The organism is Bartonella bacilliformis Ver097, from assembly GCF_000709795.1.
In the GTDB taxonomy this organism is placed as follows: Bacteria; Pseudomonadota; Alphaproteobacteria; order Rhizobiales; family Rhizobiaceae; genus Bartonella; species Bartonella bacilliformis_A.
This window is the reverse complement of the sequence record NZ_KL503803.1, coordinates 90,041-111,263: the sequence shown is the minus strand read 5'-3', so window position 1 is coordinate 111,263 and position 21,223 is coordinate 90,041. Positions and strand designations below refer to the sequence as shown.

Annotated in this window: 17 protein-coding genes and 1 pseudogene; 7 read left to right on the top strand and 11 right to left on the bottom strand. The window is 36.3% G+C overall.

The features are described 5' to 3' along the window. Positions 1-2: 2 nt before the first annotated feature. Positions 3-653, bottom strand: coding sequence for a DsbA family protein (locus H710_RS02590; protein WP_041849301.1), 651 nt, complete (start codon positions 651-653; stop codon positions 3-5). Positions 654-743: 90 nt separating this feature from the next. After that, positions 744-1,241, bottom strand: a complete 498-nt coding sequence (locus H710_RS02585) for a DUF721 domain-containing protein (RefSeq protein ID WP_041849300.1) — start codon at positions 1,239-1,241, stop codon at positions 744-746. A 205-nt stretch (positions 1,242-1,446) separates the two neighbouring features. Between H710_RS02585 and mutY the strand changes: the two genes are divergently transcribed. Then, positions 1,447-2,505, top strand: coding sequence for an A/G-specific adenine glycosylase (gene mutY, locus H710_RS02580; protein WP_041849299.1), 1,059 nt, complete (start codon positions 1,447-1,449; stop codon positions 2,503-2,505). A 78-nt stretch (positions 2,506-2,583) separates the two neighbouring features. Here the strand turns inward: mutY and H710_RS02575 are convergent, their stop codons facing one another. Further along, positions 2,584-3,720, bottom strand: coding sequence for a site-specific DNA-methyltransferase (locus H710_RS02575; RefSeq protein WP_041849298.1), 1,137 nt, complete (start codon positions 3,718-3,720; stop codon positions 2,584-2,586). A gap of 309 nt (positions 3,721-4,029) precedes the next feature. Here H710_RS02575 and H710_RS02570 point away from each other — a divergent pair, with 309 nt between their 5' ends. From H710_RS02570 to H710_RS02560, 3 genes are all read left to right on the top strand, one after another. Then, positions 4,030-4,722 carry an HAD family hydrolase gene (locus H710_RS02570; protein WP_041849297.1) on the top strand — a complete coding sequence of 231 codons (693 nt, stop codon included), beginning with the start codon at positions 4,030-4,032 and terminating at the stop codon, positions 4,720-4,722. 381 nt (positions 4,723-5,103) lie between these two features. Continuing rightward, positions 5,104-6,387, top strand: a complete 1,284-nt coding sequence (locus H710_RS02565; RefSeq protein WP_041849296.1) for a M16 family metallopeptidase — start codon at positions 5,104-5,106, stop codon at positions 6,385-6,387. A 383-nt stretch (positions 6,388-6,770) separates the two neighbouring features. Then, entirely contained in the window at positions 6,771-9,647 is a 2,877-nt protein-coding gene (locus tag H710_RS02560) for an EAL domain-containing protein (RefSeq protein WP_041849295.1), read from the top strand. Between the two features lie 7 nt (positions 9,648-9,654). Here the strand turns inward: H710_RS02560 and H710_RS06250 are convergent. Next, positions 9,655-10,226: pseudogene (locus H710_RS06250) on the bottom strand (YqgE/AlgH family protein). A gap of 129 nt (positions 10,227-10,355) precedes the next feature. On the opposite strand from H710_RS06250, the gene H710_RS02550 reads away from it, so the two are divergent. After that, positions 10,356-11,237, top strand: coding sequence for a protein-disulfide reductase DsbD domain-containing protein (locus H710_RS02550; protein WP_041849294.1), 882 nt, complete (start codon positions 10,356-10,358; stop codon positions 11,235-11,237). Positions 11,238-11,243: 6 nt separating this feature from the next. On the opposite strand, the gene rnhA is transcribed toward H710_RS02550, so the two are convergent. The 3 genes from rnhA to cyoE form a co-directional block, all read right to left on the bottom strand. Then, positions 11,244-11,711: a ribonuclease HI gene (gene rnhA, locus H710_RS02545; RefSeq protein WP_041849293.1), complete on the bottom strand. Its 468-nt coding sequence runs from the start codon at positions 11,709-11,711 to the stop codon at positions 11,244-11,246. Between the two features lie 429 nt (positions 11,712-12,140). Continuing rightward, entirely contained in the window at positions 12,141-13,190 is a 1,050-nt protein-coding gene (ispH, locus tag H710_RS02540) for a 4-hydroxy-3-methylbut-2-enyl diphosphate reductase (RefSeq protein WP_041849292.1), read from the bottom strand. Between the two features lie 198 nt (positions 13,191-13,388). Beyond that, entirely contained in the window at positions 13,389-14,324 is a 936-nt protein-coding gene (cyoE, locus tag H710_RS02535; protein WP_041849291.1) for a heme o synthase, read from the bottom strand. 391 nt (positions 14,325-14,715) lie between these two features. Here cyoE and H710_RS02530 point away from each other — a divergent pair, with 391 nt between their 5' ends. Together H710_RS02530 and tldD are read left to right on the top strand one after the other, a co-directional pair. Then, entirely contained in the window at positions 14,716-15,255 is a 540-nt protein-coding gene (locus H710_RS02530; protein WP_041849290.1) for an invasion associated locus B family protein, read from the top strand. Between the two features lie 109 nt (positions 15,256-15,364). Next, positions 15,365-16,783: a metalloprotease TldD gene (gene tldD / locus H710_RS02525; RefSeq protein ID WP_041849289.1), complete on the top strand. Its 1,419-nt coding sequence runs from the start codon at positions 15,365-15,367 to the stop codon at positions 16,781-16,783. Positions 16,784-16,842: 59 nt separating this feature from the next. Here the strand turns inward: tldD and H710_RS02520 are convergent, their stop codons facing one another. The 4 genes from H710_RS02520 to H710_RS02505 all read right to left on the bottom strand — a co-directional run bounded on the left by H710_RS02520 (position 16,843) and on the right by H710_RS02505 (position 21,218). Next, entirely contained in the window at positions 16,843-18,099 is a 1,257-nt protein-coding gene (locus tag H710_RS02520) for a class I SAM-dependent RNA methyltransferase (RefSeq protein WP_041849288.1), read from the bottom strand. A gap of 2 nt (positions 18,100-18,101) precedes the next feature. Continuing rightward, positions 18,102-18,842, bottom strand: coding sequence for a TlyA family RNA methyltransferase (locus tag H710_RS02515; protein WP_041849287.1), 741 nt, complete (start codon positions 18,840-18,842; stop codon positions 18,102-18,104). A gap of 7 nt (positions 18,843-18,849) precedes the next feature. Next, positions 18,850-20,766 carry a 1-deoxy-D-xylulose-5-phosphate synthase gene (gene dxs / locus H710_RS02510; RefSeq protein WP_041849499.1) on the bottom strand — a complete coding sequence of 639 codons (1,917 nt, stop codon included), beginning with the start codon at positions 20,764-20,766 and terminating at the stop codon, positions 18,850-18,852. A 197-nt stretch (positions 20,767-20,963) separates the two neighbouring features. Then, on the bottom strand, positions 20,964-21,218 hold the full coding sequence (locus tag H710_RS02505; RefSeq protein ID WP_041849286.1) for an exodeoxyribonuclease VII small subunit: 255 nt from the start codon (positions 21,216-21,218) through the stop codon (positions 20,964-20,966). Between the last annotated feature and the right edge of the window lie 5 nt (positions 21,219-21,223).

Here is a 21,223-nt window from a genome sequence, read left to right as displayed (position 1 = left end):
TTTTAAAGAAAATTATCAATTATTGAAGAGAAATTTTCGACTGACATTCCACCATTATATTGGTGACCATTAATAAAAAAAGTAGGTGTTGCTGTAACACCAAGCTCTTTTCCACGCTCAGTAGATGCATTAACTTCATCTAAGATGGACTGATTTTGTAAACAAGAATCAAAGCTTTCATTTGTAAAACCTGCCATAAAACTGATTTTTCTTAAAGGTGTTAAAGCATCTTGTGCCCAAGCCCACTCTTTCTGTTTTTCAAATAAAACTTCTATCAACGGAAAATAACGATCCTCTGGCGCACACCGTGCTAACATAAAACCTGCTGTAGCTCGAGGATCATAAGCAAAATCTCGGAAAATAAGCTTCACTTTTCCCGTTTTGATGTATTTTTTGCGAATTTTAGGAAGTATAGTATTGTAGAAATCAGCACAATAAGCACATGTCAGAGAAGCATATTCAATGATAGTCACAGGTGCATTAATATCACCTTCAAATTTATCTTTAACTTTTCCTGATTGAAGAAGCTTAGCCATATCAACAATTGCAACTGGTTTTACTTCACCAGAGAAGGCTATAGTTGCATGAATCTGTATAATTACAGCCAAGATACAAATGGTCACTAAAGATAAAAGAGAATGACGATTGAACATAAACGATACCTCTTTATTGTTAATTAGACGAACACAATTCAAAATTCTCTTTAATGCCTTAAAAGAAATGTAAAAAGCGCTTTCCTTCATTTATTGTTTTTTTTCCGAAAAAATGCAACATCCAAATTCATATAATGATTGACGCAAGTTTTCATTTTCAACACCATCAAGCATTTTTTTTATGCGTTTTTTATCTTTTTCATTCAAAGCTGATTTTACTCTCAACTGATCAACACGAATATCTGCCTGCTTTTGTTCTATTTTGATGCGATTAATTGCAACATACCCAAAAAAACTATTAATTCGCTGAATTAATTCACCTGTTTCGTGCATCAATTTTAACGCAGCAAATCCTTCACAGGCAACGACAAGTGTTGCAGGTTGGAAAATTTCATCTTGACTAGAGCGATATCTCCAAATAATTTTGAGTGGCATTGTATATTCAGCAACATCAAAACCTGCAATCTGTGGCCAATGTTCTACAAGCGCCATATTAAGCCCCGTCCGTTTACGTAAAATCGGGTCAAGCATGCCAGCTACTGCTTCAGAAAGAGAATAAAAATGGTGTTTGTGATATTTTTTATTCATTCCACTCTAGATCATTGTAAACCATAATAGTTTTCTTCCGTATAAAAGCCACTGCCCTATAAAAACAAACGCAAAATATAAATAAAGAAGCCAATATGCACCCAATTAAATTTTACCCATTCGTGTGCTACACGCAAACCGTAAATTGCAAAATAAAAGCTTTTTTGCATTTTATACACCTTCCTATGATTGATTGAAAATTATGATGCATGAAATCTCTTCACGCCTCCTTTCTTGGTACGACCAAAATCACCGGCACTTGCCATGGCGTATTACCCCAAAGGAACAAATGAAAGGAATCCATCCAGATCCTTACCAAGTTTGGCTATCTGAAATCATGCTCCAACAAACAACCGTTAAAACGGTTAAACCTTATTTTAAAAAATTTCTAAAGCTTTGGCCTGATCTCTTATCTCTATCGCAAGCATCACAAGATGATATCATGAAAGCATGGGCTGGCCTTGGTTATTACTCCCGCGCACGCAACCTTAAAAATTGTGCTGATCATCTTATGAGAAATTATGGCGGTCAATTTCCACAGTCCATGAAAATACTACGCACTTTACCTGGCATTGGAGACTATACTGCAGCAGCCATCGCTGCCATTGCTTTTAATCAACCTGTTTCTGTTGTTGATGGGAATATTGAACGCATTATAACCCGCTTGTTTGCTATAACTGCAATGTTACCTAAAGCAAAATCTGAAATCAAAGAAAAAATACAAGAAATTATTGCGATAAACCGCCCCGGCGATTTTGCACAAGCCATGATGGATCTCGGAGCAATCATTTGTAGACCACGTAATCCATCCTGTTTACTATGCCCTCTCCAAAATTCATGCCAAGCAACAAAAATGCAAACAGTAGAACATTTTCCAGTGAAACCTCCTAAAAAAGACCGCCTTTTTAAAACTGGAACTGCTTTCATAGTAATTAATAAAGATAAGAAAATTTACCTGGAAAAACGAAAAACTCAAACTCTTCTCAATGGAATGACACAAATCCCCAACACCATCGGATTCAAAAACGAAAATGCGCTTCTCCATGCACCTTTTGCTGCTGACTGGCAATTTAAAGGACAAATAACACATGTTTTTACCCATTTTTCTCTGAAGCTTGATATTTATTATATCGATAATATTTGTGAAATAAATCTTAAAAATGGCTGGTGGTGTGACATTCAGCATCTTACCAAGGAAGCTCTTCCTACTGTTATGAAAAAGGCTATTTCTGTAGCGATCCCCAATCTTTTTAGATTTAAATAGCCTTATCCCTCGTAAAAGCTCAGCATTCCAAATTAAGATAAATTCATGAGAATTTTAAAAGCCAATTTAACTTATGACTTATAAAACTCCAGTTTTCAAAATCTGTGAACGTATCACCATTCTCAGATCATTAATTGATTTCAGTTTACCATTGTCTTCATAATACCAAAATGTCCAGCCATTACAGCTCTGCGAGACTTGAACCTTTCGTCCTATTGCATGAATAGAACCTGCTTCGTTATCACACATAATCGTACCATCCGCTCTGACAATAGCCAATACTTGTTTCTTCTTATCATAAAGCACACTACCAGGACACAATAAGCCTGCCTCAAGCAAATTGATGAAAGCTACACGTGGTTCCGCTTTTTTCCCTTTAAAAATCTCTAATTCTGATTTTGCTAAAGGTTTGACCACTGCAATTCTTTCATGTGCTGCATCAATATAGCGTTGCTCACGCTCAATACCAACAAAATTACGCCCTAGAAGTTTAGCAACAGCACCTGTTGTCCCTGAACCAAAAAACGGATCAAGGATAACATCGCCTGGCTTGCTAGCAGCCATAATAATACGCGCTAATAATGCCTGTGGTTTTTGTGTTGGATGTAACTTATCTCCTGCTTCATCTTTTAAACGTTCAGCACCTGTACAAAGAGGAAAACGCCAATCTGAACGCATCTGTACATCGTCATTTGCGGCTTTTAAAGAATTATAATTGAATGTGTATTTTTTGTCTTTTTGATCCCGAACAGCCCAAATAAGTGTTTCATGAGCATTTTGAAAGCGGCGTCCACGAAAATTAGGCATAGGATTATTTTTACGCCAAATAATATCATTAAGCACCCAAAAGCCTAAATCCTGTAATGCCGTGCCAACTCGGAAGATATTGTGGTAAGATCCAATAACCCAAAGTGTTCCATTCGGTTTTAATACACGACGACAAGCAAGCAACCACGCACGCGTAAAAGCATCATAAGCAGCAAAACTTTCAAATTGATCCCACGCGTCATCAACTGCATCAACCAAGGAATGATCTGGACGATACAATACTCCTTCCAACTGTAAATTATAAGGAGGATCTGCAAAAATCATATCGACTGAATGTTTAGGAAGCTTTTCTAATACTGCTACACAATCTCCCTTAAATATTTGATTACACCACGGTATCTGTGAAGGAGAGTTAACTAGATCTTTTTGAAGCTGAACAACTGTCATAAAAACACTCAACAATACGAAAAAAATTACCCTATAATCAAAATGATTTACGGACCTGTATTGTCGTTATATTTACAAATATAGAGTAAATGGATCGTTAATCCATTTTTAAACAAGTACCTATTTTCAAACTAAATAAAATAATTTCATACTCAGTAAGTCTCTATTTTCTGTTATTTATCATAATTATTTACATAATATAAAATTTATGAAAACAATCCTGAAAATATACATACCTTGATGAAAAAAAATCTTATAATCTTAATTTTGCGCACTCTTAAATCATAATAACGTATAAAGGAATTTCTCATGCCTCAGATTGATCTCATTATTTTTGATTGCGATGGAGTTCTGGTAGACTCCGAATATCTCCTAGCAAAAATTGGATCACAATTACTCAAAGAAATAGGATATAAAATTTCACCCGAAGAATTAAGCGAACGTTTTGCAGGACTTATTTTCTGCGATATTCTTAAAAAGATCGAACAAGAAATAGGAAAGCCAATTTCTGCTCATATCATAGATCGAATGTCAGATCTTTTTCGCGCACAAATGAAAACTGACCTACATCCTATTAATGGTGTAAAAAGGGCCATAGAAAATGTTAAATCTCGTTATCCCTATTGTATTTGCTCCAACGCAATGAAAACAGATATAGAGCAAATGCTTATAACCGTTAATTTTTTTGATTTTTTTGAAGATAAAATATTTTCTGCACCTGAAGTTGGAACTAAAAAACCAAAACCTGCACCTGATGTTTTCCTCTTTGCTGCACATGAATTAGGTATAAAACCCCAAAATGCTATTGTTATAGAAGATTCTATTCATGGTGTACGTTCTGCAAAAGCAGCAGGCATGCGTGTTATTGGTTTTACTGGGGGATCCCACAGTTACCTGAATCACTCCAATGATCTCATAGCTTCTGGTGCAGAAACAGTAATTAATAAATATGCTCATTTACCAAAAGTCTTAGAAGCTATGACAATATGGCAAGACTCATAATAAAAAGACATTTGAACATATACTCGCTTATATAAGCTTTTAGTAATGCGTTTTTGAACGAGAACACGCCTACCAGAACGCGAAGTGTATTAAGCAAAGAGCAATAAATCCATAATCCAACAATTATTCTTGCACTCCTTATCTTACTAAATCCTTGATACTTACACAAATATTAATGTCCAGCAAATTACATTATCTGGATAAGTTGATACAACTGAAGATCACTTTACAAATCTTGCTAATGATGAAAAAATGATCAAAAATTATATTTTTCAAAGTCGTGTACACCTCATCAAGGTTAGCTGCATAAATTCAAATCAAAAATACTCCAGTACTCTTCATTAATTGAGCATCTGGATTATTAAGTGGAGTCATAAACATATGAGTGTAGACATCAGCCGCCTGAGTAATGGTTTGACTATCGCCACACACACAATGCAACACATTGACAGTGTAGCGCTTGGAATATGGGTCAAAGTTGGCTCACGCAATGAAAAATCTACCCAACATGGTATTGCTCATCTCCTTGAACATATGGCTTTCAAAGGAACAGAAAACCGCACAGCCTTTAAAATTGCATCTGAGATTGAAGATGTTGGAGGTGAAATCAACGCTACGACCAGTATTGAAACCACCGCCTATTTTGCACGTGTTCTTAAAAATGACATTTCCCTCGCCATTGATATTCTATCCGACATCATGACATGTCCAAAATTTGATGAAGAAGAGTTAGAGCGGGAAAAACAAGTGGTTTTTCAAGAAATTGGTGCCACCTGTGATGTTCCCGATGACATTGTTTTTGACCATTTTACTGAAACAGCCTTTCGTCATCAGTCTCTTGGTCGTTCTATTTTAGGAACCCCTAAAACAATTCAGTCCTTGACATCTGATGATCTCCGCAGTTTCATGCATGAACAATATAGTGCAGATCGTATGATTGTCATTGCTGCAGGAGCTGTGCAACATGAAAGTTTTTTACGTGAAGTTGAAAATCGTCTTGGCGTTTTTCGCCCCTATTCAACAGCCCCTTTAGCTAACTTTGCTCATTATACTGGCGGAAAATTCCATAAACATCGGGATTTAATGGACACACAAATTGTTCTTGGCTTTGAAGGTTATCCCTATCACACACAGGATTTTTATACTGCTCAAATTCTTTCAATTATTCTTGGAGGAGGAATGTCATCACGATTATTCCAAGAAATTAGAGAAAAACGTGGATTATGTTATTCTATTTACACTTTCCACTGGGGATTTTCAGATACTGGGCTTTTTGGTATTCATACAGCCACCGGACAGAGAAAACTAGAGACACTTTTTCCTGTTATTTTTGATGAACTTTCTAAAGTAGGCCAAAATATTCATATCAACGAACTTCAACGAGCACAGGCTCAATATCGTGCAAATCTCATAATGTCACAAGAAAATCCATCCAGTCAGGCACATCTTATTGCCCGCCAAATTCTTCTTTATGGTCGACCCATTCCAATATCTGAAACAACTGAATACTTAGATCTTGTTACCCCTCAACGACTTACAAACCTAGCAAACAATTTGATTACTAACTCCAAACCAACATTAGCAACTGTTGGCCCAGCTAGATCTCTCATAAATTTTGATGATTTAAGATCAACTCTTTCATCCAAAATAAATCACTGTCTCTAATCCCCCTTTCTTCATCAGTACTTGAATTTGTATTTTCTGTATGAACAAAATCATTTAAAAATTTTTCAAATAAATTTAGGAAATATCTATCAAATGATACGACAAAACTATCCAATTAAAAATCCATGTGATAAAGAATTGAATAATAAGGGTATATGTGTAAAATCTGAAAAGTGACGGCTTATTTTTTGTTAAAATAGAACTCCATCATTTCAATATACGTCGAACAAACAGACATCTTATTTATTATTTACTTTTGTGTAAAACTGCGTAACTTTTTCAAAAAAATGACAACCACGTTTCACAAAAAACTTGAAAAGGTGAATGTTTTTTTTAAAAAACAACTTAAGATCAAACGGTTTTAATACTGAAAGTGAAACACTGTGAAGAGTTTGCGTAAAATAGTTAGTGTTATTGTTTTTGTAATAAATCTATCTATCCATCTCTCCCTGGCACAAGCCATTGAACCAGTTAAAATTTCCTCTCAAGATGCAGCTATTGATCTCTCAAAGGCCGTTCAAATTCATCGCACAAACAGTTCTATTTTTCAAACAAGTACGATACCAGGACCAGATGGTGTTATATGGCGAATTGAAGTGCAGGCTAGCCATAAAAATTTTTCCGGAAACTGGGCAGTATTTTCCTTGGCAAATCCAACAAATGAGCAAATTGATCGTCTCATTGTTGCACCTCATTACCGCATAGCTAACTCAGGCTTTCTCTGGCCAGACCTTGGATCAGCGCGCATTCAATCTATTACTCCTAGCGAAGGATTTTCCCTTAATCGTCAGGCTAGTACAAATTCAGACGTCTTTCAGATTACACTTAACCCTGGTGCTGTTATTACATTTGTTGCAGAATTAAGCTCTGAAAATTTACCAAAAATCTATTTATGGAAACCTGAAGCTTATAAAGATACCCTTAACTCTTATACGCTTTATCATGGTATCTTACTTGGTATATCAGGTCTCTTGGCACTTTTACTAACTGTTCTATTTGTTGTCCGCGGAACAAGTCTCTTCCCTGCAACAGCTGCTGTTGCTTGGGCCGTTCTCTTTTATATTGGTATTGATTTTAACTTCTTAAATAAACTCTTTGCAATTACACCAATAACAGAACCGATTTGGCGTGCTGGTACAGAAGTTTCGCTTGCTGCAACGTTGTTTATCTTCCTTTTCACGTATCTATGCCTTAATCGCTGGCATTATCACTTTAGCTATGGTGCCATTGCATGGATTATCGCTCTTTGCGGTTTGGGAGCATTTGCTATTTATGATCCCCCGAGAGCGGCTGGTATCGCTCGCTTATCATTTGGATTAACAACTATACTAGGCACTATTTTAATCAGCTATTTCTCGATCCGAAATTATGACCGAGCCATCATGCTCATTCCGACATGGTTATTAATTATCTTCTGGTCTTTTGGAGCTTATATCTGCATAGCAGGAAATTTAAACAATGATATTATTCAATCAGCTCTAGCAGGAGGACTGGTTCTTATCGTTCTTCTCATCAGTTTTACTATTATGCAACAAACTTTTTCTAATGAACCTTTCCATGAGGGAATTTTTTCTGACCTTGAGCGGCAAGCACTTGCTGCAAGAGGAGCTGGAAGTATTATCTGGGACTGGAATGTTGAACGTGACCATATCGTTATTCATCCAGATATGACAGCTATCTTTGGTAAAAATATCCATCAACTCAATGGCACTATGCATAACTGGATTTCAGCCTTGCATCATGATGATCGTGAGCGCTTTCAAGCCACATTAGATATCATCCTTAAAAATAAAAATGGGCGTATTAATCAAATTTTTCGCTTATCTTCCGGTGATGGCTATTATCATTGGCTTTCACTTCGCGCACGCCCTGCCATCCCAAAAGATGGCAAGGTGACCCGAGTTATTGGAACAATTATTAATATTACCAATCATAAAAAAGCTGAAGAACGTCTATTGCATGATGCAATCCATGACAATTTAACAGGCCTTCCTAACCAACAAATTTTCTTTGATCGACTACAGAGTTACACAACTTTAGCTAAAGAAAATATAAAAATTAGGCCAACTGTTCTCATGATTGATTTTGATAATTTCCGTCAAATTAATCGCAAATTAGGCATAGCCATTGGAGATACGGTACTTTTGATAATCGCGCGTCGTTTAAACCGTCTCATTAATGTTCAAGATACTCTATCACGCCTTTCTGCAGACCGTTTTGCAATTATCTTGCTCAGTGAAACTGACCCACAGAAAATTGCTGCATTTGCTAATCATCTGTGTAAGATAATCTCAGCACCTATTGATATTGTAGAAAAAAAAATAACACTTTCAACATCAATTGGACTTGTTACATGGAATGAAAGCAGATCAACTGCTAAAAATATCCTTAATGACTGTGAACTTGCGATGATACATGCAAAACAAAAAGGCGGTAATCATATTGAACCTTTCCGCCCTCATTTGCGTAATTTGGATCTTGGATACCGCAATATAGAACAAGACATTCATCATGCCATAAAGCGTAATGAAATGAAAATCCTCTACCACCCTATTTTTAATCTATCGGATGGACAAATTATTGGCTTTGAAGCAGTTTTAGAGTGGCATCATCCAAATTATGGACATTTAAATGTCTCTGATTTTATCAAAGTCGCAGAAAATGAACAAGTCGTTCTGAATTTAGCACAGTTTATCATTGATGAAGCTGTTACTAGCCTTATCAATATACAAGAAAAATGTTTTCAACAATCTTTCTTTATTTCAATTAACTTACCAAGTGCAGACATGATTCACCCTGATCTTATAAATCAACTGCGCTCAACTCTTCTTTGTCATCCACTGAATGAAGGAAGCTTAATGATCGAAATATCTGAGTTTGTTTTGAGAAAAAATCCGGAACAATCAGCTCACTTTCTTGAAAAGATTAAAACATTAGGAATTAATCTCGCACTCGATAATTTTGGAACAGGCTATTCATCGCTGACTTATCTTGTCCGTTATCCATTCAACATGATTAAATTAGATCGCTCACTTGTTTCAATCGATTCACCTGAGAAACAACTTGTTCTCAAGTCAATTATTAACATAGCTACTGACCTTAATTTGCAGATCATTGCAGAAGGTGTAGAAAATGAAAAAGAAGCTATCTTTCTAAAAAAAGAAGGCTGTCAATATATCCAAAGTACAATTATTACAAAACCAGTTACCGTCGAAGCACTTATTTCTTTAGTTCAAAATCGCTTTTCTTATAAGAATTAAGACATAGTCAATAGAAAATTATAAAATTAAAAAAACAAAACATTATGTGTGTGTGCATTTCCGCATGACCTATTTTAGAAACGAGAGAAATTAGGTTGATCCTATACACATGAAACTTTCATCATATTTACCGTTTATATTACTTTCAAAAAGGAAATTTTCAGATGTAGAGTTAGTTAACCAACCATTAGAGAAAATTCCTGCTTCAAGCTATATCCTGCTTTCATCTAGCATACCCTAATCACGAATACATTTTGAAAACCTTTATCACAGCTGATTGCTTTTAATATATCAATAGTTGCAGAAGATAAAATATCATCTGTAATAGGAACAATCTCTTCACACGTGTAATCATCTGAATGAAAAAAACCGAAAAGAATCAACAGAACCGCCATAACATACTGAAATTTTTTATCGGTTCTGATAGATTATCTTTTTGAACTTATTTGACCACTCTAAGCTAAAATAAACGCTCAGAAAATTAATATTGTATACTTGATTAAGAAATAATCCCTATAGCCAAGCATCGGAATAAAAACAAATATAGATAACAGAATGAATAAAACGTTTATCAATCATTTATTTAGGGCATTACTTATGAACAATCGTTCATTTAAAACCCATCACGCTGTTTCATTAATTTTAATTATCTATAACCTATATAATGATAAAACCCAATTAAGTCAGTATAGAAAAAATAAAGATCCGATGAGAAAAATTCAAATATTTCTGAATTTACAAAAAATGTTAACGATCTTTCATAAAAAGTTTTCAGTAATTTTTAGTTTAACATTTATGGTTTTAGGATTGATCAATCCTACTTTTAGCACTCAAACAGAACAAGAAACGCATCTTATCTCAACACCTTGGCATGAATCAAATGGTGGTCGTATCAGATTAGCTATAACAAAAGTCTCTCTTCATGGAATGAGAGAGGGCATTATTGAAGTTGTACTTAAACCAGAATGGAAAACTTACTGGCGCAATCCAGGAAATTCTGGCATGGCACCTTTTTTTAATTTTGATCAACAAGTTGCTTACGAAATTTTTTATCCTACACCACAGCTTTATCAGAAAGAAAATGATTGGTCATTAGGATATAAAAATAAAGTTGTCTTGCCTTTTCGTATTTTTGGTTCACATGAAAATCTAAGTGGCTCGTTAACCATTGGAATCTGTAATAAAATCTGTATGCCTTTTACCATTGATTTTAATTTTTCTCCATTTTTTCCAAAAAACGAACATCTTTTTTCATCTTCATTATTAAAAAATGCCCAAGCTTCCCTACCACGTATAAAACATAATGAATTGACAATAAGCGCTGAAAAAAACGAAAATGCCCTCTTAATAACAATACACAAAAATGGAAAAATCACACCTGAATCTCTCTTTTTAGATGGAGGAGATATGCAAATTGGCCCTGCAAAGAAGATAAGTGATCATCAAGACTATACATTTTTTAGTGCCCCTATATATTTCACACCAAATGAACCAAACCAAACAGTCTTTTATACAATTTCTGCTAAAGATCACGCCTTGAGTGGAACATTCATAATAAATAAGCAAGACCATAGTGATATTTCGCAATAAGACCCTTTATCCCTTAAAATATCCATTTTGACGATATTCAGTAATTGCTTTACGCGCAAGAGCATCCGCACGCTCATTGTCTGGATGACCAACATGTCCTTTTACCCAATGCCATCTGACATTATGGCGAACACAAGCACCATCAAGCGCTTGCCATAGCTCCACATTTTTAACAGGACTTTTTGATGCAGTGTGCCAATTATTCTTTTTCCAATTTTCAATCCATAAAGATATTCCGTTGCGCACGTAAACTGAATCCGTATAAAGATCAATTGAACAAGATTCTTTAAGTGCATTCAGCGCACAAATCGCCGCCATCAGTTCCATTTGATTGTTAGTTGTATATTCTTTTCCACCATAAAGCTCACGTTCATGGCTATTCCAACGCAAAATTGCTCCCCACCCTCCGAGCCCAGGATTTCCTGAGCATGCACCATCTGTATAAATTTCAATAACTTTAGTTTCACTCAACATAAAACTTAAAAACCCAATCCAATCAATGAATCCACATTGCTAGAAACACAGTCTGTACTGATATTTCAATAAATCCCTTTATAATAATAAAAATATTAGGTAGCATTAAACAAATCATAAAGATATGTAAGTAAAAAAATTCACTGCAATTTGCACCACAGCTGTTAATCTATAAAAAATAATCTTTACAGCTGAGTATAAAATCCCATCTTAACTGAGTTAAATGACTGCAATATAACTACACAAAAAACAAATGATCTTTTGAGACAAATTTTTCATAAAGCGTTAAAAATTCTTCTTCTATTCCATGAAACATAAAATACGAGTTTCCAACTTTCTTTTCTATCCCTTGGTAAAATAGAAAAAACTATTGAGTAATGCGTTTAAAACTCCTCCAACCGTTTTGACGAATATCCTTAAAATTTCTTATTATTTTTCTTCTACTTTTAACATTTGTGTATCATCATTTCTTCGTGTCTTAACACCGCCACTAACAAACGCCATATCTCGAGGGGTTAAAATAACATCACGCAATTCACGATTAACTAAAAATTGTTGTGTTTCTACTGCGGTTTCAGCCAATTCTATTTTAACATTATAACGTTTACGAAAAGCTGTAATAATTTCATCAACAATAATTTCAGGCGCAGATGCTCCTGCTGAAAGACTTATAACTGAAAGAGTTCCTAAACGATCAAAATCGATATCATCAGCACGTTGAACTAAGATAGATTGTCGTGCACCAAACCTCTCAGCTACCTCTACCAAACGTCGTGCATTAGATGAGTTTGATGAACCAACAATTAAGAATAAATCACTCCCTAAGGCTGCTGCCTTAACAGCCTCTTGTCGATTGGTCGTGGCATAACAAATTGACTCTGTTGCCGGAGATTCTAAAGTAGGAAAACGGTTCTGTAATACATCTAAAATCCCTGCGGTATCTTCAACAGAAAGTGTTGTTTGTGTTACAAATCCTAATTTATTTGGATTTTTTGGTTGATAATATAAAGCATCTTCTACCGTTTCAATTAACGTAACAGCTCCTTTTTCAAGCTGTCCCATCGTTCCTATTACCTCAGGATGACCAGAGTGACCAATTAAGATAACGTGACGACCATGACGCTGATGTCTTATTGCTTGTTTATGAACCTTAGAAACCAGAGGACATGTCGCATCAAGATAAAATAAATTATAGAGAGACGCCTTTTCTAATACAGATTTTGGCACACCATGGGCAGAAAACACAACAGGTTGACCGCGATGTTCCTCTGGAATTTCATCAAGTTCTTCAACAAAAACAGCTCCACGTTGTTGTAATCCTTCAACAACATAGCGGTTGTGCACAATTTCATGGCGCACATACACTGGAGCACCATATTTTTTCAATGCAAGGATAACAATCTGAATAGCTCGGTCAACCCCAGCACAGAACCCTCGCGGACTACAAAGACGAATTGTTAAAGGGGAAAGTAAAGACATAATGTATTCTATAATTTCTATCACATATCAAAAAAGAAGTGCTATTTCTAAGTTAGATACTCTTTATATACGCTCTTATGTCAAAAGAAAAATTGAAAATATTCTCTTTTAATATGTCAAACACTTTACTCGTAATAGGTTATTTATAACTATTTATTAATTAATAATTGTAAATGTTTTCCCCCTAGTTTTATCAAGCTAACGAACAATAAAATGCCAAATAAGAAATTCAATTAAAAGAATTCCAAATATAGCTCCCAAATAAAATAACGAGAAAAAAAACGTTTTCTTTGCTATAGGCACAGTTTTATCGTTCGTATCAGTTTTCCATAAAAGATAAGCAAAATAAATGAATATACCACCTAAAATTGTTGACGAAATACCATAAATGATCCCTGCATAACCTGTTATATAAGGCCCAACGGCACATACTGCTGTTATAATTGCATACACTAAGATCTGATTTTTTGTTGAACGCTCACCACGTACATTAGGCATCATAGGAATACCTGCGGCGTCGTAATCACTAGATGAAAATAAGCAAAGGGACCAAAAATGCGGTGGAGTCCACATAAAAATGATTAAAAATAACAGGAAGCTGTCAAGACTTATTGTTCCTGTTGCAGCGGCCCATCCAATCATCGGCGGAAAAGCCCCAGCAGCACCACCAATAACAATATTTTGTGGTGTTATACGCTTCAACCAAATTGTATAAATGACAATATAAAAGAAAATTGTAAAGGCAAGAAAAAGCGCTGAAAACCAATTAATGAGAACTCCCATTAAAAAAACTGAAAGAACAGAGAGGATAGAGCTAAAAATCAGTGCTTTTCCACGACTGATCTTTCCACTAGGAATAGGGCGTTTTTGAGTACGTTTCATCAGCGCATCAATATCAGCTTCATACCACATATTAAGCGCTCCTGCACTACCGCCTCCTATAGCAATACATAAGATTGCTACAAAACCATATAATGGATCTACAACAACAGGTGATACCACCAATCCCACCAAAGCTGTAAACACAACGAGTGACATAACCCGTGGTTTCAACAATGCAATATAATCATAAACAGTAGCTACTGGCGAAATCGACTGATTATCTTCAGTTAATAATTTCCCTGAAATAGACATTTCACTAAAGAGCCCTTTTATCTGTATAATCCCCAAGCAAAAACTATACAACTTATGAAAAATTAATATCTGCTGTATTTTTGAAAATATATACGGCATACATATTCTCAGTTATACCCCCTTCTCACAAGTGATAGAAATATTTACACAAAAATACATTTTTCCATAATACTCTTCCCCTCTGTATGTAAAAAGGTACCACAAAAACAAAATATACCCTACAAAATGGAGCTAAAAAATCTTACTTCTGCACAAGTAACTCTCTTTTCACTTTTCATTCCTAATTTTGTACATGTAAATTTTCTGATTTTTTGTTATATCCTAATATAAAGATTTATTTTTCATAAAAGCTTATACACAGATATAGTGGTGATTTTAGGTAGAATTTTCTATGAACCTTTATCAATTCGTTCAAAAAACTTTCTTTGTTAGTTCTGTTATCTTCGCACTTTGCAGTATTTCTTCTAATCACGTCATCGCACAAACATCCAACACACAAAATATTCCAGCTCCAAAAACCTACGGTGCATGGACAAAGGTTTGCTCTCTGCCACCAGGTACACCGAATATGCAATGTGAAATTATTCAAGATGTGCGCACACAAGAACGTCGTGATATCACTTTTCGTATTACATTTTATAAATTGCCTAAAAATCAAGGAACGTTGATGCGTGTCTTTGTTCCTATTCGGGTTGACTTACGCCCTGGTGTTAGTATTAAAATAGACAATAAAGACATTGGTAGAATAGAATATCATCGTTGTCTAGGTGATAATTGTATTGCGGAAGCTCTTCTCCAAGACAATGTACTAAAACACTTCTTAGATGGTAAAATGGCAACCTATGTTATCTTTACAACCCCAGAGCAAGGAATTGGGGGCCTTATTGATCTTCATGGTCTTGCTGATGCTTATGCAGCTTTGCCAAAATAACACAAAACGATTTGCAGATAATAATCGGTCAACGCATCTGATAACTTTTTTACAACATTTTTTAAAAAATTAAAAACACCTAAGCATTAATGAAAATAGAGCAACAACTATGAAATCCCTAATTGATAATTTTGATATCTCTTCCTCTAAAGTGCAGTCACTCGTACAAGAAACACTTCATAATGCTGATGATGGTGAACTTTATGTCGAATATACAGAACGTGAAGCACTCTTATTTGATAATGGCCAGCTTAAAAATGGCTCATTTTATCAAGATATAGGATTTGGTTTGCGTGTTGTTTCTGGAGAGGCAACCGGCTATGCCCATTCTGGAGAACTATCAGCTGCTGCACTCAACCGCGCTAGTGAGGCTGCGAAAGCTGTAATTTATCATCATCAAGCAGGACCTTATAACGCAGCTCCCCCACGAACAAACCGTAAACTCTATGAACAAATCAATCCTCTTGATGCTCCATCATTTGAAGAAAAGAGTAAGCTTTTACAAAAAATTGATGCATATTTACGGGAAAAAAATAACAAAGTGCATCAGGTTACAGTATCTCTTTCTGGCTCACTCCAACATGTTGAAATTTTGCGTTCTAATGGACATCTTGTTCGTGACATCCGTCCTCTTGTGCGACTTTCTATTTCTATCATAGCAACCAATGGTAATCGGCACGAAAGCGGCTTTTACGGATGTGGTGGACGACAAGCATTTAACCAATTTATTAGTGAAGAAAACTGGAAAATGGCTGCTGATGAAGCTTTACGTATGGCTTTAGTGAATCTAGAAGCAGAAGCTGCACCAGCAGGAACATGTGATGTCGTTTTAGCTAATGGATGGCCTGGTGTTATGCTGCACGAAGCTGTCGGCCATGGTTTAGAAGGTGATTTCAACCGCAAAAAAACATCTGCTTTTTCTGAACTATTAGGTCAACAAGTCGCAGCAAAAGATGTAACGATCGTTGATGATGGCACTATTCCTGAATGCCGTGGTTCACTCACCATCGATGATGAAGGAACACCTTCAAACTGTAATGTTCTCATTGAAAATGGAAAACTCGTTGGCTTCATGCAAGATAGATTAAATGCTCGCCTTATGGGAGTTAATTCAACTGGAAATGGACGACGTGAATCCTATGCACACGCACCAATGCCACGAATGACGAATACGATCATGCTAGGAGGTGATAAAACACCTGAAGAAATTCTATCTTCACTCAAAAGCGGTATTTATGCTGTTTCATTTGGTGGAGGGCAAGTTGATATTACTTCTGGAAAATTCGTATTTGAATGCACCGAAGCTTATCGGGTAGAAAATGGTACAATTGTAGCACCAATCAAAGGTGCAACCCTTATTGGTAGTGGACCAGAGGCCATGAAACGTATCACGATGATTGGTAATGATAGCAAACTAGATAACGGTATAGGTATGTGTGGGAAAGCAGGGCAAAATGTTCCTGTCGGTGTTGGACAACCGCACTTACGAATTAATGATATGACAATAGGCGGAACAGAAACTTCGTAAAATAAACGAAATGAATTAAAAGTTGCTTACATCCTTCACAAAAGCTTTTTCTCCTTGATCTAAAGCTTCCAACCAGTCTTTGCTTTTCGTTTGTTCAAAATAGCAACAATTTCAACATGGGGTGACCATAAAAACTGATCAATCGGTATAATTTTCTCTATTATATAACCGCCTGAAACAAGAATGGATAAATCACGAGCAAATGTAACAGGATTACATGAAACAGCAACCACACGCGGTATCGTTGTCCTTGCTAATTCTTTTACTTGTGCTTCTGCACCAGCACGCGGTGGATCAAAAACAACACTATCGAAGCGTTCCAATTCTTCTGTGGAAAGTGGACGACGCAATAAATCACGTTTTTCACAAATCACTGTTTTTAAACCCTTAGAAAAACGTGCTGCCCAGTCTAAATTAGTTAATGCTGCTCCATTATTCTCCACCGCATGAACATTCATCTTTTTTGCCATACGCAAAGCGAAAGTTCCTACTCCTGAAAATAAATCAGCAGCATTTTTTGCTTTTTCAAAATGAGTCAAAATAATATCACTGATAATATTTTCTGCTTTAACAGTTGCTTGCAGAAAACCACCAGAGGGAAATTCAACACATACATCACCAAAGTGTATTATTGGTTTTTCCCGTTCAACCAAGATCTCACCGTCAACTGACAAACGCGTAATTCCATATGAAAGAGCTGCACGAACCATCTTTTGACGCGTTAATTCATTGTGCACAAAACAATCACTCAACGCAACATCAAAACCATTGTCAACAGAGGTTATCGTGACATGAAACCGCTTAGCATGATGTCCTAAAAGAGCGCATATTTCTTTGATATCATCAAGTTTAGATATAATCTCTGAACATGCAATTGGACATTCCTCAATAGTCACAATATCATAAGAGAGATAGTGATTAAAACCTATAATAGTACAGCCTCGTTGGTCCACACAAGCTGTCAAAATAACCCGTCGACGATTATGAAACCCACATTCAATTAAAGGAGAAACAACAACATCAAACCCATACCTTTTAAGAGTATCAACAACCAATTGTCGCTTCCAAGAGTGATAAGCATCAAGACGCCAATGCTGTAGGGTACATCCTCCACATGCTTCAAAATGCTGACAAAGTGCATAAATACGTTCTGATGATTTTTCTTTTAACGTAAGCAGTGTACCATATTTCCCGTGACGAATAACTTTAACAATCTCTCCTGGTAAAGTAAAAGGTACATAAATCGAACCATGCGGTGTTTTCGCAACACCATAACCGCTAGCTCCAATATGGTCGATTACAACATCGTTGCTCACTCTTACTTTTCTCCGAATAACAAATATTCTAAATTACCATCACTCCCCGCAATGGGAGAGGGAATCAAACCTTTTGCCTTCCACCCCTCTTGAATATTTAACCAGTCAAAAAGTTCTTCGGCAGTTTTTTCTGCCATTGATGGATCTTTTAACATCCCGCCTTTACCAATACCCTCTCGACCAACTTCAAATTGAGGTTTTACGAGCAAAACAGCTTGAGCTTTTTTCTTAATGAGAGAAAAAACAGATGGTAAGACAAGTTTAAGAGAAATGAAACTTACATCTGACACAATAAGATCAATTTCACGACCGCCTAAATGTTCCTTTTTTAAATCTCTAACATTCAAGCCTTCTAATAATGTTACTGCACTGTTATTAGATAAACGAGCGTCAAATTGATCATAACCAACGTCAACAGCAATAACATGAGAGGCTCCACGCTCTAAAAGAACCTGAGTAAAACCACCTGTCGATGCACCAATATCAAGAGCAACTATTTGAGTCGTTACAACTGGAAATGCATCAAGTGCACCAATCAGTTTTAATGCTGCGCGCGAAACATAATTTTGTGCAGGATCACACACAACAATTTCTGCATCATCAGAAATCATTTTTCCAGCTTTGCAAACTATTTGTCCATCAATCTTAACTGTTTGTCTCACAACTGCATCACGTGCCCGTGAACGAGTTGTAAAAAAGTTTTTTTCAACTAAAAGAATATCCAGTCTTTTCATCACTGCCATATCATACTTAAATTTTCAGCATCTTCCGCGTCTCGTGTCCCAAAGCAGTAAAAACGGTATTGACGATACCCATTACATCAAGCCCAACACGTGCAAGCATTTTCTCTGGCGAACCATGATTTAAATATTCGTCAGGAAATTTTAATGTTCGGACTTTTAAACCGTGTTCTAATAACCCCTCTTGTGCTAAAAATTGCAGAACATGCGCACCAAATCCTCCTACTGCTCCCTCTTCAATTGTGATAAACACTTCATGCTCACGTGCTAAACGACGTATCAAATTCTCATCTAAAGGTTTTGCAAATCGCGCATCTGCTACAGTTGTAGATAAGCCTTCTACCAATAACTCATCAGCTGCGAGAAGCACTTCAGATAACCGCGTTCCAAAACAAACCAAAGCGACCCTGCTCCCTTCACGCAAAACGCGTCCTCTACCAATCTCAATCACCTCACCTCTCTGCGGCAAATCCATACCAATACCTTCACCACGCGGATAACGGAAAGAAATAGGCCCTTGATCGTAAGCTGCTGCCGTGCGCACCATATGCATAAGCTCAAGTTCATCAGAAGGAGCCATCACGACAAATTCAGGAAGAGTCGTTAAAAAAGCAATATCAAAACTCCCAGCATGCGTTGCGCCATCTGCACCAACAAAACCTGCTCGATCAATTGCAAACCGTACTGGCAATTTCTGGATCGACACATCATGAATAATCTGATCATAAGCACGCTGTAAAAAAGTAGAATAAATCGCAACAAAGGGTTTATAGCCTTCACAAGCAATACCTGCAGCAAAAGTTACAGCATGCTGCTCAGCAATACCAACATCAAACATCCTTTCGGAAAATTTTTCAGCAAAAGCATCAAGCCCTGTTCCTGTTGGCATTGCTGCCGTTATACCAACAATTTTATGATCATGAGTAGCTTCTTCTATTAAAGCATTAGAAAACACCTTGGTATAAGAAAGACGAGTGCTTTGTGCTTTAACCTGTTTTCCTGTGATAATATCAAAACGATTAACGCCATGATATTTATCAGCTGATGCCTCTGCAGGTGCATACCCCTTCCCCTTATGTGTTACCACATGGACCAAAACAGGGCCATTAGGATATGCACGAACATTTTCCAAAACAGGAAGCAAATGCTCAAAGTTATGACCATCTATCGGCCCAATATAATAAAAGCCAAGCTCATCAAATAAAGTTCCCCCAATTAAAAAACCACGTGCAAATTCTTCTGAACGACTTGCTTGCTCTGAAAAGAATTTTGGTAATTTCCTACTCAATAACTTTACCCGTTCGCGCAAATGACGATAAGAAGGATGAGAAACCAGTCGAGCAAGATGAGCGCTCATGGCACCAGTGGAAGGAGCAATAGACATATCATTATCATTAAGAATAACAATTAAGCGTGCATCCAAAGCTCCTGCATTGTTCATTGCTTCATAAGCCATCCCCGCAGACATAGCTCCATCACCAATGACAGCAATAATGTTACGTCTTTCTTCTGCTTTCAACGCGCTAGCCATTGCCATACCAAGACCAGCTGAAATAGAAGTAGAAGAATGACCTGCACCAAATGGATCATATATGCTCTCTGAGCGCTTAGTAAAACCTGATAATCCTCCCTCTTGGCGTAGTGTACGAATTTTATCTCTGCGGCCAGTCAAAATTTTGTGAGGATAAGCTTGATGACCAACATCCCAGATAATTCTATCATCAGGCGTATTAAAAATATAATGCAATGCAATAGTGAGCTCGACAACACCTAGTCCTGCACCAAGATGACCACCTGTTACAGAAACCACATCAATCATTTCGGCCCGTAGCTCATCAGCTAATCGTGCCAAACTAGATGCAGGCAATGCCCGCAAATCTAATGGTGAACGAACATAATTAAGCAATGGCGTTAATGGCCGAGACAAAAAAAAACCTTCTATTATCACTATAGTTTAGATGATAAACACACATCCTTCATGTGTTTCGTAGAAATATGACGTATTCTCTATTAAGATACTTTATCTATTTGAAATTATCTACAAATTTTCCTATTTTTCTCGTTCACAATAAATAAAATTATAGTATCTTTTACCTTTCAATAAGCGCATCAAATGCCTTCATATCATTCAGGATCGAGCGGTTTTACACCTTCCGGAGTTCCATTATTTGACAATTGAATTTTTTCAATTTTAGTTTCAGCTACTTTTAATAATTTATCACAATGATTTTTAAGAGCTTCACCACGCTCATAAATATCAATTGACTGTTCTAAAGGAACATCTCCACATTCTAAATTTTCGACAATCACTTCAAGCTGCTTAAGCGCTTCCTCAAAACTCAACGCAGAAATATCATCCTTTTTTATCTCTTGTTTCATATAAC

What these genes read in the sequence shown, in the direction of transcription:
- H710_RS02590 (WP_041849301.1), bottom strand. Translation starts at nt 653, where the DNA reads ATGTTCAATCGTCATTCTCTTTTATCTTTAGTGACCATTTGTATCTTG.
- H710_RS02585 (WP_041849300.1), bottom strand. Translation starts at nt 1,241, where the DNA reads ATGAATAAAAAATATCACAAACACCATTTTTATTCTCTTTCTGAAGCA.
- rnhA (WP_041849293.1), bottom strand. Translation starts at nt 11,711, where the DNA reads ATGTTGAGTGAAACTAAAGTTATTGAAATTTATACAGATGGTGCATGC.
- H710_RS02565 (WP_041849296.1), top strand. Translation starts at nt 5,104, where the DNA reads ATGAGTGTAGACATCAGCCGCCTGAGTAATGGTTTGACTATCGCCACA.
- H710_RS02530 (WP_041849290.1), top strand. Translation starts at nt 14,716, where the DNA reads ATGAACCTTTATCAATTCGTTCAAAAAACTTTCTTTGTTAGTTCTGTT.
- H710_RS02505 (WP_041849286.1), bottom strand. Translation starts at nt 21,218, where the DNA reads ATGAAACAAGAGATAAAAAAGGATGATATTTCTGCGTTGAGTTTTGAG.
- tldD (WP_041849289.1), top strand. Translation starts at nt 15,365, where the DNA reads ATGAAATCCCTAATTGATAATTTTGATATCTCTTCCTCTAAAGTGCAG.
- cyoE (WP_041849291.1), bottom strand. Translation starts at nt 14,324, where the DNA reads ATGTCTATTTCAGGGAAATTATTAACTGAAGATAATCAGTCGATTTCG.
- H710_RS02515 (WP_041849287.1), bottom strand. Translation starts at nt 18,842, where the DNA reads ATGGCAGTGATGAAAAGACTGGATATTCTTTTAGTTGAAAAAAACTTT.
- H710_RS02575 (WP_041849298.1), bottom strand. Translation starts at nt 3,720, where the DNA reads ATGACAGTTGTTCAGCTTCAAAAAGATCTAGTTAACTCTCCTTCACAG.
- H710_RS02570 (WP_041849297.1), top strand. Translation starts at nt 4,030, where the DNA reads ATGCCTCAGATTGATCTCATTATTTTTGATTGCGATGGAGTTCTGGTA.
- ispH (WP_041849292.1), bottom strand. Translation starts at nt 13,190, where the DNA reads ATGTCTTTACTTTCCCCTTTAACAATTCGTCTTTGTAGTCCGCGAGGG.
- mutY (WP_041849299.1), top strand. Translation starts at nt 1,447, where the DNA reads ATGCATGAAATCTCTTCACGCCTCCTTTCTTGGTACGACCAAAATCAC.
- H710_RS02550 (WP_041849294.1), top strand. Translation starts at nt 10,356, where the DNA reads ATGAGAAAAATTCAAATATTTCTGAATTTACAAAAAATGTTAACGATC.